Genomic DNA, 11,695 nt, shown 5'->3' with positions numbered 1-11,695 from the left:
AGTCGTCGTGGTCAACGATCTCGTCCGGGCCCGCACCCACGCGACACCGAGCATCACCGCGTCCGCCTTGTCCGGCGACGGCAGGCCCCGCTTACGCATGTCGTCCTTCGACTCGATCAGGATTTGGCCGCGGGCGTGAACTTGTACCGCATCGCCCCCAGCTGCGCGGCGAGCTCATCGTCGTCGGGGTCGAGGTCCATGTCGCCGTCCTCGAACCGCTGTCGCAGCCCCCACCACCACTCCGCGCGCGCGTTCGCGAAGTGCTTGGAGTCCATGGCGGCCGCACCGGACTGCATGTCCACCACGTCATGCCCGGCCTCAAGGAGCTCGTCGACCACGCCGGCGCCGACCCCGACACCGTCCACGCGGAGTTCGTGCGCGGCGTGCTCGTCTTTGGCGTTGATGACGCGGCCGGTCGTCTCGGTGGTGCGCTGCTTGGAGTAGTCCCCCACGACCCGAACGACCGGGCCGCGGATGAGCGCGAGGATGGTGCGGTCGGAACCGAACCGGGCCACGTCCACGCTGATCGTGGAGAACGGGCCGGGGTCGAGTTCCCGGGTCTGCGCGGCAGTGATCGTGCCGAGCGGGATGAGTTGGTCGTCGCCGACCTCGGGGAACAGGCCCCGCACCTTCGCGGTGAACAGCGGCGACTTCACACCCCACCGGGCGATGCGTTCCGCGACCCACAGCGGCGACAGCAGCATCGGCCGAGCCCTTCGGGGATCGGTTCGCTGCTCGGCTCCAGCCCTTCCCGTTCGAACAGGTCAGCCAGCGCCCGATGCCCCGCGACGGCTTCGGCGGTCATGTTCGGGGTGGCGAGCCCGTCGATGCGGATGATGTTCCAGCCGGAGCCGGGCCGGCAGATCTCCGAGAAGTGGGAGGCGGGGTCGTCGGGGTTCCCGATCGCGAGGACGCGGGCGGCTTCGTTGGTGGCGAGCGCGTCGACCGCGTCGAACAGGCTGCGGGGAATACCGCACGCCTCGTCCACGATGACCAGGACGTAGCGGGCGTGGATGCCTTGGAACGCGGCCTGGTCGTAGTCGGCAGGTTTGCGCCCGTAGGCGACGATCTCGCCGTCGGCGAGTTTCCATTCGGGGACGGTGCCGCCGGTGATGCGGCCGAACAGGCGGCCTTTCTTGTGTGCTTTGCCGATCTCCCGCCACAGGATCGCTGAGACCTGCGCGGCGGTCGGGGCGGTGGTGACGACGAACGCTTCCCCTGGGGGGTGGACGTCGAGCCACCAGGCGGTGAGGCGGGACGCGGTGAAGCTCTTCCCGGCGTCGTGGCAGGACTGCACGGCGGTGTACCGGTTGGTGACGAGGGACTGCGCGATCTCGGCTTGCTTGGACCACAGGTGTTCGCCGAGTTTGTCGCGGACCCACCCGACGGGGTCGGTGCGGTACGGGTCGATGGTGGGTGCTTCGAATCGCCGGAGCATGGCTTCGGCGACGCCGCGGATCGGGTCAAGCGGCACCGGCGGCGCGGACATGGGTTAGGCCGCGTGAGCAGGGGCGCGGTTCCGGCGGCCGGTCTGCTCGGAGAGGCGCTCGGCGGCGACGAGATCGACGAGCACAGCCCCGGTACGGGGGTGTTCCATCCGCTCGATGCGTCCGTCTGCGGCCCAGTTCCGGATGGTGCGTTTCGGGCGGCCGGTGACGTACGCGACGTCCGCGATCGGGCGGAAACGCTTGGGGATTGCGGGAGGCATGTTCACCCCCTGGACAGCAAGAAACCCGGTGCGACAGGAGCGTCACCGGGTTTTGGGCGTGGGTCGCCACGCACATCGTGACTTAAGCACACGATCTTGTCAACTACACGCCGTGAGCCCCTCCGGCCTCACCTGTCGAATCGCCGCCGTCACGACTCGTCGACCCCCAGTTCGAGCGCACGGTCGTAGAAGTCCGGGGTCACAAGGTATGCGCGCCGACGGCCGCGCACGGTGAGTGCGCTCATCAGGTGGTCCTCGCGGGCTTGCTCAATGAGGCGAGTCAGGAGAGGACGGGCGATCGTCAGCGGCACTTCCTGTACTCCGTCGTCGGCGATCACGGGCTGAGGGTCGGCGGCGTTCATGGCAAGAGTGTAAGCCATGGGCACTTATTGCAGTATCACCAATCTTTAAACGTTGGTAAGCTTGGTGACATGACGCATGCGCATCTCGCGGACGCCATCCCCTGCCAGACCCACCGGAGCTACCGGCTGGACTGCGAGCAGTACGAGGGCCTCCGCATCGAAAGCCACGGGATGTGCCAGATCTGTGGCTTCCCGGCAGAGGAGATGCCGCAGCGCAAGCTGTACATCGACCACGCTTGGCCGGGCCGTTGGGCTGTCCGTGGGCTGCTGTGCATCCGCTGCAACACCCAGTTGGAAGGAGGCGTCGCCTTCAGCAGCGCCGCTGCCGCATACCTGGGGAACGCCTGGTACGTGCGGCAGTGCGCGGCGTTCGGCGTGCCGGTCGACGGCGGCCCTGAGCCGGACGCGCGAACGGTCGTGGACAACTTTGGACGGCGTTGGACACGGCGCTACGGCCGGTGGCACCCGAACATCTACCGCGCGCGTCCTCGCCCGTGGTTCGCCCTCAACATGACCTGCGGCCCGTTCAACCTCCGAGCGGTCAAGTAGGCGGTTGTCGAGTGGAAGCCCAAAACGCCCAGCCCGAGGACGGGGATCTACCTCCCGTCCCGGTGGACCGGTTCCTGTGGGAGCGGCTGCTCATGATGAGTGACCTCCCGCAGGGCGACCGGTTCAAGCTCCTCGCCCTCGGGATCTTCATGGACGGGACGACCGGCGACGGCGCCCGGCCGGGGAACGCGAACCTGGCGATGCTCGGGTTCCACGAGGAGACGTGGAAGCAGTTGCTGCGCCGGGCGGTCAAAGCCGGGTGGCTGATTCTGCGTGAGCGGGGTGGGTCTCGGAAGGGGCCGGGCGGGGTGCGGGTGCGTCGGGCGTCGCGGTATGCGGCGTCGGTTCCTGCCGGGGTGTGGGCGCGGCGGGAGGAGGTGTTGGGGTCGGCGCCGTTCCGGTCTTCGAAGGAAGCGCCGGGCGAGACGGTGGGGCTTCCTTCGAAGGATGCCGCGTCTACGAAGGAAGCGTCTGACGCTTCGTTCGAGGAGCCGTCGACCCCCGAGGTCCCCGCGACGCCCCCGGTCGAAGGAAGCCCCGAGGTGCTTCGTTCGACTTCTACGAAGGAAGCATCCGAGACCTACGAAGGAAGCATTTCGGAGGTTCGAAGGAAGTCCCCAGAGACTTCCCCATCAATCCTTCCTTCATCACACCGTCCTTCATCACAGATCGGATCGGATCCGAGCCGGGCGCTGCGCGACGACGTCCAGGACCGGCGGGGTGCCCGGTGGCTGGAAGCGACCTGGCCGGGTGTCGACGAGTCGGTGGCGGCGGATGTGCTGGCGGGTGTCCGGGCGGAGGCTGCGCGGTACGGCCGGGAGATCGGCGACATGGTCGGGTACCTGAAGTCGATGCATCGGCGCGGGGACCTGACGGACTTCGTTGGTGCGGCGCTCGACCGGGCGGCCGGGTTGAAGGAAGTGCTCGCGTCGAAGGAAGCGTCTTCGAACGAAGCCCCGCAGGATGTGACGCCGCTGCCGCCTCCGGCGCGGGCGGTGCTCGCTTCCTCGACCGACGCCCCGGACCGGTCGGCGGGGTCGCAGATGGCGATGCTGCACGCCGTCCCCGACGAACCCGGCCCGACCGCCGCCAATGTGGACGAGCGTGGTCTCCCCGCCGCTGATGCCCGGGCCGCCGCGCACGCCGCCCTGAAAGAGATCCAGACGCGGTACCGGAACCGCGCCCCCCGAACGAGAGGAACAGGCACATGACCCTCCACATCACCGACCTGCTCGACGACGACGCCCTCACTCACGCCATCGACGCCGGACACGTCCGCGCGCAGCACCACCCGACTTTGCCGCTGACCATCTACAACTACACCGAACGCTGCCAGTACGAACGCGCCTGGACGTTCGTCACCCGCACCTGCCGGGGCCTCATCGTCGGCGACGACGGGACGGTCGTCGCCCGGCCGTGGGCGAAGTTCTTCAACCATGGCGAGCCCGAGGCCGGCACGCTCGACCTGGACGCTCGGGTCGAGGTGGTCGACAAGATCGACGGGTCCCTCGGGATCCTGTACCCAACAGGCGACGGGTTCGCGGTGGCGACGCGCGGGTCGTTCACCTCCGACCAGGCCGTCCACGCCACCCAACTCTTGCGCGAGCGGTACGGCGAGTTCGAGCCGCCGCCCGGCGTCACGGTCCTGTTCGAGGTCGTGTACCCGGGCAACCGGATCGTGGTCGACTACGGCGGGCTGGACGACCTCGTGCTGCTCGGCGCGGTCGACATCGCCACCGGCTGGACCTACGCCCCCTTTGCCGTCCCGGACTGGCCGGGTCCGTGCGCGCAGACGTTCGAGGCCGACACTCTCGCGGACGCGCTGGCGCTGCCGCCCCGCCCTGGTGCCGAGGGCGTCGTCGTCCGCGTCGAGGGCGGGACGATGGTGAAGCTGAAGCAGGCCGCGTACGTCGAACTCCACCGGATCGTCACGGGCCTGAACGCCCGCGTCGTGTGGGAAGCGCTCGGTAGCGGGCGGACGGTCGCGGACATCTGCGAGCCGCTGCCCGACGAGCTGCACGCATGGGTGGGTGACGTCGCCGATCGGCTCATGGGTGAGCTGCGGCGGATCGAGTACTCGGCCCGCGCCCGGCACGAGGTGATCCTCCAGGGGCTGGCGACGCCGGTGGACCGGAAGGAGTACGCGAAGGCCGCCATCCAGTCCGAGCACCGGGCGTGGCTGTTCATGTTGCTGGACGGGAAGGACCCGGCGGCGAAGATCTGGCGGACGTGCGTCCGTCGGGTGAGGAGCGGCCGGTCGAGTTCTCCGAGGACGTGGCGTGATGACCGAGCCGACCGTCCGCGCGACCCGCTACGAGGTGTCCTGCTTGCCGGACGACCACGAACTCGCGCACTCCCTCACCATCCGCGTGGAGTGGCACGGCGGCGACCGCTACGCCGTCCTGAACCGGCTCGGCTACGCGCTCGGTGCCGACGGCGAGTGGGACTACGAGTCCGTCCCATCCGAGCGCACCGACGAGTGGAAAGCGACCCACCGGTTCGGCCTCGACGAGGCGCTCAACCACGCGAAGCGGGAGGCGACCCGGGTCAGGGTCGGTGGCCGGACGGCCGCGCAGTGGCTTGCCGAGGAGGCCCGATGAGCGACCTCAACGACCTGCTCGCCACGACCGGGTGCCGGGCCGCCGCGATCGCGTTGGCTGCCTGCTTCGACGGCAACGACGAGAACGCCGCGGCCCGTCTCGCGCCGCTGGATGCCGGGCAGCTCAAGGCGACCGAGGATGCGGCGGTGGCGTTGTCGCTGCACGCGCACCGCGCCCGCCGAAACATCGAGAACGGAGAAGGCCGTGGCTGAGCAGATCACCGCCCCGTCCGGGTGCGCGCACTGTGCGTCCCCGAGCGCATCCACTTCCAGCGGTGGGACGAGGAGTCCGCGGGCTGGCACGGCTGGACGCAGCCGACGCAGGAGCAGATCAAGGCGCGGATGCTCGCACGCCGCAACCACAAGCAGGAAGGAACCACCTGATGGGCTACCACACCTACGTCACGGGCGAGTTCGAGATCACGCCGCCGCTGACCTGGCAGGAGTTCAAGGACAGCGAGTTCGCGCCGCACAACATCGAGAACACGTGGGAGCCCGACCTCGCGCTGCGTGTCGTCGAGGAGGAGGCGGACACCGAGGAGGGTCCGCTGCTACGGCGGACGGCGACCGCGCTGTACATGAGGGAGATCGACGAGTACCGCGAGCGTGGCCTCGTGGAGACCGTCCAGCGCGCCATCGACTCGTTCCCCGGCCACGCCTTCGCGGGGCGGCTGGAGTGTGAGGGGGAGGAGAACACGGACATGTGGCGCGTCGTGGTTCGTGACGGCCGTGCGGTTCGGGTTGAGCCCCGGATCGTGTGGCCGGATGAGGAAGAGGCGGGTGCGTGATGGACGGTCCGATGAGCGACGAGACCCTTGCGATGATCCGACGAACCTGGGACGGCGTTGACTCCGGCGCGTCCAAGGTGACCGTGACCAACAGCAGCACGCCGGGGCAGTTGCTTCATGCGCTCTCGTGTGCGCCGCGGGATGTGCCCCGGCTGCTGGCGGAGGTTGACCGGCTCCGTGTCGAGAACGCCGACCTACAGACCAAGACCACCCGGTACCTCGACCGCATCGACGTCCTCGCCCGCAAGCACTCCCGCGCCGTCGCCCGTGAAGGCGTCCTCCGTCAGCAGCGGGACCAGGCCGCGGCTCAACTCAAGCAGCTCCGCAGCGACCTCGGGAAGGCACTCGACCGCGACAAGGGGCAGAACCATGACTGATCCGATGACCACCGAAGAGCTGGAGGAATTCTTCGCCAGCACCCCCGAACACAAGGGCGGCCCGCTCTGGTCGCTGCTCGACTGGAGCCTCTGGGGCGCGGGTATGGGCGACGTCTTCCGGGAGTCGCTCGCGGACGTCATGCTCGCCGCCGTTCCGGACAACGTCCGTGCGCAGGCCGAGGCGATCATGGCTGAGTTCATCCGGGTCCGGGGGATCGAGAAGACCGGTGTGACGGTCTACCAGGAGCAGTGCGCCGAGTTGGAGCGGCTCCGCGCCGAGGTCGAACGGCTCACTGTGCTGGAGTCCGGTGAGCAGAAAGCATGGGCGAACGCCGGTACCGAGCGGGACCGGGCCCGGCAGGACGCGGTGTACTGGCGGCGGCAGGCCGACCGGCTCCGGGGCGCGTGGGAGTCGGCGCGGCGCGGCCGCCGTCGGGAGCGGGCCCAGCGGGTCGAGCGCGAGGTTGAGCGGGACGACGCCCTCGCCGAGTTCGGCGCCGAGCGGGAGAGCAACGACGCGCTGAGGAAGAACCGCGACCAGCTCGCGGGCGAGTTCCGCGTTGCGCGTGAGGCGCTGGCCCGTGTCCGCAGCGAGGCCGACGAGTTGCGCGGCGGGTGGCAGGCGGCCGACCGTGACCGGCGGCAGCTTCGGGAGCAGCGGGACAAGGCGAACAACAGCGCGCGCGACAGTCGTGCCGAGCTGGGCAAGGCCCGCGAGCAGATCGAGTTCGTCCGGTCGTTCGCTGAGCGGCTCGCCCGGTCCGGTGACCCCGCCAGTGCCGAGGCGGGTCGGAGGCTGCTCGACATCGTGGGGCCGGTGACGGTCGCGCCGGGCACGCCGGCGGCGATGCAGGCGTGCCCGCACCGCGATTTCGACGACCCGACGCGGTGCCTGCTCTGCCACCCGTAAAAGCCCGGCCGGCCGCTCGCAGGGGCAGCGGCCCGGCCCCCTTTCGGAAGGACACCCCCATGACCGACCGCGACCGCATCACCACCACCCTCGACCTCGTCCGCGAAGGCATCACCGACGGCGACCACCACAAAATGTGGCTCATCGACCAGATGGTCCGCGCCCTCACCGGCTGCCCCATGGTCGAACGCACCGCCACCGACTACCGCGGCGACACCTACACCTACGAGGCGCGGGGCGAGTCGGAGGAGTACCTCCGGTTCGTCGCCGAGTTTGAGGACGGCGAGGACGGGCCGCACACCTACGAGTGGGATGAGGGGATCGCGCCGTGAACGACGTCGCCGAACTCCGCACCGCCGCCAAGCTGATCCGCCGCCGCGGCACCGAAGCCACCCCCGGCCCCTGGCGCCGGCCTCTCGACGTCCGCCACAAGGACGTCGTCCAGGCCGACCTCCCCGACGGTGAGCGGCCCCAAGTCTGGCGAGGCGGGATCGACTCGGACGGCCGCCGCGAACGCGTCACCGTCGTCCGCGTCCCCACTCTCGACCTGACCGGGCAGCACATCCGTCAACGGGCTGGCCGCGACCTCGAATGGATCGCGCTTATGGACCCGCGCGTCGCCGACCACATCGCCGGGTGGCTGGAGGCTGCGCGGACGATCTGGAGTCCGCCGCGGCCGCCGTTGCCAAGTGGGGTGAGGTCGAGCAGCTCCAGTACGCCGACTACATCGACGAGCCCGACTCCGTCCGCCGCGCCCTGGACCTCGCGCGGCTCATCAACGGGACCGCATCATGACCCCCACCCACGAAATCCTCGCCGCCCTCGACCTCACAGGCGTTGACCACGTCAACATGCGCTGGTCGGGAGTGGACGCCACCATCGTCTACACCCCCGACCGCGCCGAGTTCGAACGACGCCAGATCGAAGGCCACCCCTCCGTGACCCGGCTCGACTGGCTCAGCCTTCTCATGAACCTGCCGCACGGGCACCCCGTCCCGTTCTCATCGTTTCGGCCCGCCGAACATCGCGACCTGGACCGGATGCCGCTCGGGACGGTGGACATCACTCCGGCCGGGTTCGTGCGTCGACTCACCCACCCGCTGCACGTGGAGCTCGCGATCGTCCACGGGCACCAGTGGAAACCCGGCCTCGGCCGCGCCAGCCGCTTCGCACCGTACTGCCGCCGCGCGCTCGTCCTCGCCGGGAAGCCCAAGCCTGCGGTCCTGCAACAGGCGGCCATCGTCGCGGACTTCTACAGCATCGGGCTCATCGTCAACGAGGCCCGCGGCCCGCGGGTCGTCGTCCGCCCCGACGACTTCACGAAGTACTGGCACACGCCGGCGGGTTGGAAGTTCCTCGAAGAGGTGTATCAGCGTGCCTTGGGTTGCGCGCGTCTCGTTAACGGGACCGCGCCGTGACCACCCAGCCGAGGCCGCGGGTCCTCGAAGGGTTCGCCGGTGCCGGCGGCCTCTCCGAAGGCGCCCGGATGCTCAACCTCGGCCCCACCCTCGGGTACGAGATCCACCCGAACGCGTGCGCCACCGCCACCGCGGCCGGGCATGCGCGTGTCCGCGCGGACATCCGCACCCTCGCCCCGGCCGGGCTGGAGGGCTTGGAGGGGTGGGTATCCGGGCCGCCCTGCCCCACCTACTCCGCGTCAGGGAAACGCACAGGCCGCAGCGACCTCGACATCGTCATCGGCGGCGCCCAAACCCTCTTCGCGCAGACGTCCGCGGACGCCCACACGGCCACCTACAGGCAGGTGGCGGACGAGCGGTCCGCGCTGGTGCTGGAGACGCTCCGGTTCGCCCTGGGCATCGAGGGCCTGCAATGGATCGTGGCCGAGCAGGTCCCGGCCGTCGAGCGGATCTGGTGGGAGTTCGCTGCGTCGCTCGCCACGGCGTACTGGGAGTCGTGCGATGTGATCACGCTGCGGGCGGACGATTTCGGTCTCCCGACCCGCCGGACTCGCCGGTTCCTGGTTGCGGCGCGGGAGTACACGCCGGACTTTTCGGGGTTGCCGATCCGGTCGTGGTGGTGGACGGGGCGGAACCGTGAGCCTGAGGTGCTGTTGCCGCAACTGTGGACGCCGTTCCCGCGTGTGAGCATGGCGGCCGCGCTGGGCTGGCCGGCGGGGGTGCGGGTGAACACCCGCGGGGCGCGCAAGACGGCGGGCGGGAACGAGTTCTCGGCGGACGGTCCCGCGCCCGGATTGACTTACACGGCCAGGTCGTGGTGGCGGACGGACCTCGGCTCGGTCGACGGGCGGCTGGAGCCGTGGCAGGCGGGTGTGCTGCAGGGGTTCCCGCCGGACTACCCGTGGCAGGGATCCCGCACCTCGCAGTTCCAGCAGGCCGCGGACGCGGTGCCGCCGCTCATGGCCGCCGCGGTGCTCGGCGCCGCGACCGGGCGGCCATGGCAGGGCGCGGTGTGGGAGCGCCTCGACCAGCTGCACGATGCCGCACAACCTGCCGCGGCATAACGGAAGGGCCCGCACCCCGGACAGGATGCGGGCCTTCTCGTGTCGGGTTCACAGCCAGCGCTTGAACCCGCCGTCGTCCGTCGGCTCGATGAACACCATCATCCCGGTGGAGCACTCACGGTCCACCTGGCACGACTCGCTGGGGCACCACGCCACCCGCTGCACCGACAGCAGATCCTCGGCCACCAGCAGCCCGAGGTCTCGCACCGACGTGGAGCCGCAGGAGTAGCAGGTGGTGAACGTGCCGTCGTCCGGGCCGTCAGCTTGGGCCGCGGCCACGAGGTTGATCTTCATGTGTTCCTCTTCTCTCCGGGGGTTGGGGTCTGGCGTCACGCAGGCCGCCCCGCCACGGGGCAGCGGGGCGGCCAGCACGGCGTCACACCTCGTCGTCGGACCGGGCCCGCCGCAGCCGCCGCCGCGCGTCCCGCCGCGCCTTCTCCTGATCCGCGGCGCGCTGCAGCACCAGCTCGATCTCCAGCCGCTGCCCCGCCGCGGCCTTCTCCTCCGGCGTCACCGCGGCCCGGTCGGCTTCGATCGCGGCGATGAGCGTGTTCACGCGGGCGAGCCGCTCGTTGTGGTCGGCCCGCGCGGTGCGGTGGTTGACCAGGTAGCAGGCGGCGCCGCTGATGGTGAGCTGCGCGTCGGTCCCCTCGATGAGGAGGCGGGCGGCAGCGGTTTCGGTGATGAGTCCGTCGTCGACGCAGGGGCCGAGGAACTCGACCAGGTCGAAGAAGCTGGGGGTGATCATGTCGCTCCCGTTCGGGTGGAAGGCTTGGCGCTCCGTGGGACGGCCCGACCGAGGCCGGGCCGCCCGGACGCAACGTCAGCCCATGCGCGGCGGCACCAGGTCCGGCCGCACCTGCCGGAGCGTGGACAGCCACGTCGTCGGCGCGATCCGGTACACCGTCCGCGCCGCCTTGCTCGCCTCGTCGGCGCGCCAGTCCGCGATGTCCGCCTGCAACCGCGCGGTGATCCGGTCGGCGACCCGGACCTTGACGTCCACGTCGCTGGCGGCGGCGAGCTCCATCATCTGCCGCACGTCGGCCGCGTCCAGCTCCCCGCAGATCGCGTCCAGCTCGGCCCGGTTGAGGGGCGTGCCGGCGGGCGGGGCGGCGAGGAGCGCCGCGACGAACCCGGCGTCGGCGGTCGCCTGCCGTCCGCGGTCGAGGTCGGTCGCCCAGAAGCGGCGGCCGGTCTGGTGGGTGACCTCGACCCGGCCGTTCTTGCTGTAGTACGTCCAGGCGCCGTCGACCGACTTCGCGCCGTAGATGGCGGAGCGGTGGGTGACGACCTCGACGGGGGTGAGCTGGGCGGTGGTGGTCATGATGGGTCCTTCCTGCCCCCGGTTGGGGGCGGTCGCGGGTCTGACTTCCAGCCCCGCCCCGGACACTGCGTTCCGGGACGAGACAGGCCGTCAGCCCCCGCTCACCTCGTTGTCCTCGACGATCAGCACCCACCGGTCGCCGGGGTCCTCGCCCTGCGCGTCGATGACGCCGTCGAGGACGTGGTCGAACGTGAAGTGCTCGAACTCGGGCGCGTAGTGGCGGCCGTCGACCGGCGCCGCCAGCTCCACCTGAACGAACGCGCCCTTCTCCAGGAACGCCTGGAGGAGGTACCGCATCCACTCGACCGAGTTGTAGAACTTCTCGGCGCCGTTCCACTTGATGGCGGTGCCGTCGTCGGTCGGGACCCAGTTGCACCAGAGGCTGGGCTGCTCGGGGCCGGGCGCGTTGCCGTTGACGATGTCGTTGTCGGGGCCCTGCCCGGCGTGGCCGCTGCCGGTGAAGTAGGGGCCGTTGTCGCGGTGCATGCGGCGGGTGTCGGCGAACCGCTTGAGGTAGGTGATCTCGTGGGGGTTGAGCGGGGGGTTGATGGTGATGTGGCCGGTGAAGTCGGTGGTGTAGCCCATGCGGTTGTTCC

At 70.2% G+C, this 11,695-nt stretch carries 19 protein-coding genes; 11 read left to right on the top strand and 8 right to left on the bottom strand.

Going from position 1 to position 11,695, the window contains the following annotated elements; translation table 11 throughout:
* Nucleotides 1-116: 116 nt before the first annotated feature.
* From BJF79_RS29835 to BJF79_RS29820, 4 genes are all read right to left on the bottom strand, one after another.
* Nucleotides 117-704, bottom strand: a complete 588-nt coding sequence (locus BJF79_RS29835) for a hypothetical protein (RefSeq protein ID WP_075902392.1) — start codon at nt 702-704, stop codon at nt 117-119.
* A complete protein-coding gene (locus tag BJF79_RS29830) occupies nt 653-1,474 on the bottom strand; it encodes a hypothetical protein (RefSeq protein WP_262402743.1) in 822 nt (273 codons plus the stop codon). The genes BJF79_RS29835 and BJF79_RS29830 overlap by 52 nt, the downstream gene beginning before the upstream one ends.
* A gap of 18 nt (nt 1,475-1,492) precedes the next feature.
* Nucleotides 1,493-1,708: a hypothetical protein gene (locus BJF79_RS29825; protein WP_143220377.1), complete on the bottom strand. Its 216-nt coding sequence runs from the start codon at nt 1,706-1,708 to the stop codon at nt 1,493-1,495.
* Between the two features lie 149 nt (nt 1,709-1,857).
* A complete protein-coding gene (locus BJF79_RS29820; protein ID WP_158079333.1) occupies nt 1,858-2,070 on the bottom strand; it encodes a type II toxin-antitoxin system Phd/YefM family antitoxin in 213 nt (70 codons plus the stop codon).
* Nucleotides 2,071-2,139: 69 nt separating this feature from the next.
* Here BJF79_RS29820 and BJF79_RS29815 point away from each other — a divergent pair, with 69 nt between their 5' ends.
* The 11 genes from BJF79_RS29815 to BJF79_RS29770 are packed head-to-tail and all read left to right on the top strand — an operon-like array spanning nt 2,140 to nt 9,775.
* The gene (locus tag BJF79_RS29815; RefSeq protein WP_075902384.1) at nt 2,140-2,619 is read left to right on the top strand and encodes an endonuclease domain-containing protein; all 480 of its coding nucleotides are present in this window, start codon (nt 2,140-2,142) and stop codon (nt 2,617-2,619) included.
* A gap of 11 nt (nt 2,620-2,630) precedes the next feature.
* Nucleotides 2,631-3,830 carry a hypothetical protein gene (locus BJF79_RS29810; RefSeq protein WP_143220375.1) on the top strand — a complete coding sequence of 400 codons (1,200 nt, stop codon included), beginning with the start codon at nt 2,631-2,633 and terminating at the stop codon, nt 3,828-3,830.
* Nucleotides 3,827-5,431 carry an RNA ligase gene (locus BJF79_RS29805; protein WP_075902380.1) on the top strand — a complete coding sequence of 535 codons (1,605 nt, stop codon included), beginning with the start codon at nt 3,827-3,829 and terminating at the stop codon, nt 5,429-5,431. The genes BJF79_RS29810 and BJF79_RS29805 overlap by 4 nt, the downstream gene beginning before the upstream one ends.
* 21 nt (nt 5,432-5,452) lie before the next feature.
* The gene (locus BJF79_RS56035) at nt 5,453-5,602 is read left to right on the top strand and encodes a hypothetical protein (RefSeq protein ID WP_158079332.1); all 150 of its coding nucleotides are present in this window, start codon (nt 5,453-5,455) and stop codon (nt 5,600-5,602) included.
* Nucleotides 5,602-6,006 carry a DUF6205 family protein gene (locus BJF79_RS29800; RefSeq protein WP_075902378.1) on the top strand — a complete coding sequence of 135 codons (405 nt, stop codon included), beginning with the start codon at nt 5,602-5,604 and terminating at the stop codon, nt 6,004-6,006. The genes BJF79_RS56035 and BJF79_RS29800 overlap by 1 nt, the downstream gene beginning before the upstream one ends.
* A gap of 11 nt (nt 6,007-6,017) precedes the next feature.
* On the top strand, nt 6,018-6,383 hold the full coding sequence (locus BJF79_RS29795) for a hypothetical protein (protein WP_143220373.1): 366 nt from the start codon (nt 6,018-6,020) through the stop codon (nt 6,381-6,383).
* A complete protein-coding gene (locus BJF79_RS29790) occupies nt 6,376-7,293 on the top strand; it encodes a hypothetical protein (RefSeq protein WP_143220371.1) in 918 nt (305 codons plus the stop codon). The genes BJF79_RS29795 and BJF79_RS29790 overlap by 8 nt, the downstream gene beginning before the upstream one ends.
* A gap of 59 nt (nt 7,294-7,352) precedes the next feature.
* Nucleotides 7,353-7,625, top strand: a complete 273-nt coding sequence (locus BJF79_RS29785; protein WP_075902372.1) for a hypothetical protein — start codon at nt 7,353-7,355, stop codon at nt 7,623-7,625.
* Nucleotides 7,622-8,134 carry a hypothetical protein gene (locus tag BJF79_RS62185; protein ID WP_262402742.1) on the top strand — a complete coding sequence of 171 codons (513 nt, stop codon included), beginning with the start codon at nt 7,622-7,624 and terminating at the stop codon, nt 8,132-8,134. The genes BJF79_RS29785 and BJF79_RS62185 overlap by 4 nt, the downstream gene beginning before the upstream one ends.
* Nucleotides 8,085-8,711, top strand: coding sequence for a hypothetical protein (locus BJF79_RS29775; RefSeq protein ID WP_083734164.1), 627 nt, complete (start codon nt 8,085-8,087; stop codon nt 8,709-8,711). Before BJF79_RS62185 ends, BJF79_RS29775 begins: the two co-directional genes overlap by 50 nt.
* Nucleotides 8,708-9,775, top strand: a complete 1,068-nt coding sequence (locus BJF79_RS29770; protein ID WP_075902368.1) for a DNA cytosine methyltransferase — start codon at nt 8,708-8,710, stop codon at nt 9,773-9,775. Before BJF79_RS29775 ends, BJF79_RS29770 begins: the two co-directional genes overlap by 4 nt.
* 48 nt (nt 9,776-9,823) lie before the next feature.
* Here the strand turns inward: BJF79_RS29770 and BJF79_RS29765 are convergent, their stop codons facing one another.
* The 4 genes from BJF79_RS29765 to BJF79_RS29750 all read right to left on the bottom strand — a co-directional run bounded on the left by BJF79_RS29765 (nt 9,824) and on the right by BJF79_RS29750 (nt 11,684).
* Nucleotides 9,824-10,069, bottom strand: a complete 246-nt coding sequence (locus BJF79_RS29765; protein WP_075902366.1) for a hypothetical protein — start codon at nt 10,067-10,069, stop codon at nt 9,824-9,826.
* An 82-nt stretch (nt 10,070-10,151) separates the two neighbouring features.
* Nucleotides 10,152-10,523, bottom strand: a complete 372-nt coding sequence (locus BJF79_RS29760; protein WP_075902364.1) for a hypothetical protein — start codon at nt 10,521-10,523, stop codon at nt 10,152-10,154.
* Nucleotides 10,524-10,598: 75 nt separating this feature from the next.
* On the bottom strand, nt 10,599-11,099 hold the full coding sequence (locus BJF79_RS29755) for a hypothetical protein (protein WP_075902362.1): 501 nt from the start codon (nt 11,097-11,099) through the stop codon (nt 10,599-10,601).
* 90 nt (nt 11,100-11,189) lie between these two features.
* A complete protein-coding gene (locus BJF79_RS29750) occupies nt 11,190-11,684 on the bottom strand; it encodes a hypothetical protein (RefSeq protein WP_075902360.1) in 495 nt (164 codons plus the stop codon).
* Between the last annotated feature and the right edge of the window lie 11 nt (nt 11,685-11,695).

Source organism: Actinomadura sp. CNU-125, from assembly GCF_001942465.1.
GTDB lineage: Bacteria > Actinomycetota > Actinomycetes > Streptosporangiales > Streptosporangiaceae > Spirillospora.
This window is presented reverse-complemented; position numbering and strand designations above follow the sequence as displayed.

Bases quoted from the DNA above. Each gene is read 5' to 3' on its own strand.
- BJF79_RS29835 (WP_075902392.1), bottom strand. From the start codon at position 704: ATGCTGCTGTCGCCGCTGTGGGTCGCGGAACGCATCGCCCGGTGGGGT.
- BJF79_RS29825 (WP_143220377.1), bottom strand. From the start codon at position 1,708: ATGCCTCCCGCAATCCCCAAGCGTTTCCGCCCGATCGCGGACGTCGCG.
- BJF79_RS29820 (WP_158079333.1), bottom strand. From the start codon at position 2,070: ATGAACGCCGCCGACCCTCAGCCCGTGATCGCCGACGACGGAGTACAG.
- BJF79_RS29815 (WP_075902384.1), top strand. From the start codon at position 2,140: ATGACGCATGCGCATCTCGCGGACGCCATCCCCTGCCAGACCCACCGG.
- BJF79_RS29805 (WP_075902380.1), top strand. From the start codon at position 3,827: ATGACCCTCCACATCACCGACCTGCTCGACGACGACGCCCTCACTCAC.
- BJF79_RS29800 (WP_075902378.1), top strand. From the start codon at position 5,602: ATGGGCTACCACACCTACGTCACGGGCGAGTTCGAGATCACGCCGCCG.
- BJF79_RS29795 (WP_143220373.1), top strand. From the start codon at position 6,018: ATGAGCGACGAGACCCTTGCGATGATCCGACGAACCTGGGACGGCGTT.
- BJF79_RS29790 (WP_143220371.1), top strand. From the start codon at position 6,376: ATGACTGATCCGATGACCACCGAAGAGCTGGAGGAATTCTTCGCCAGC.
- BJF79_RS29785 (WP_075902372.1), top strand. From the start codon at position 7,353: ATGACCGACCGCGACCGCATCACCACCACCCTCGACCTCGTCCGCGAA.
- BJF79_RS29775 (WP_083734164.1), top strand. From the start codon at position 8,085: ATGACCCCCACCCACGAAATCCTCGCCGCCCTCGACCTCACAGGCGTT.
- BJF79_RS29765 (WP_075902366.1), bottom strand. From the start codon at position 10,069: ATGAAGATCAACCTCGTGGCCGCGGCCCAAGCTGACGGCCCGGACGAC.
- BJF79_RS29760 (WP_075902364.1), bottom strand. From the start codon at position 10,523: ATGATCACCCCCAGCTTCTTCGACCTGGTCGAGTTCCTCGGCCCCTGC.
- BJF79_RS29755 (WP_075902362.1), bottom strand. From the start codon at position 11,099: ATGACCACCACCGCCCAGCTCACCCCCGTCGAGGTCGTCACCCACCGC.
- BJF79_RS29750 (WP_075902360.1), bottom strand. From the start codon at position 11,684: ATGGGCTACACCACCGACTTCACCGGCCACATCACCATCAACCCCCCG.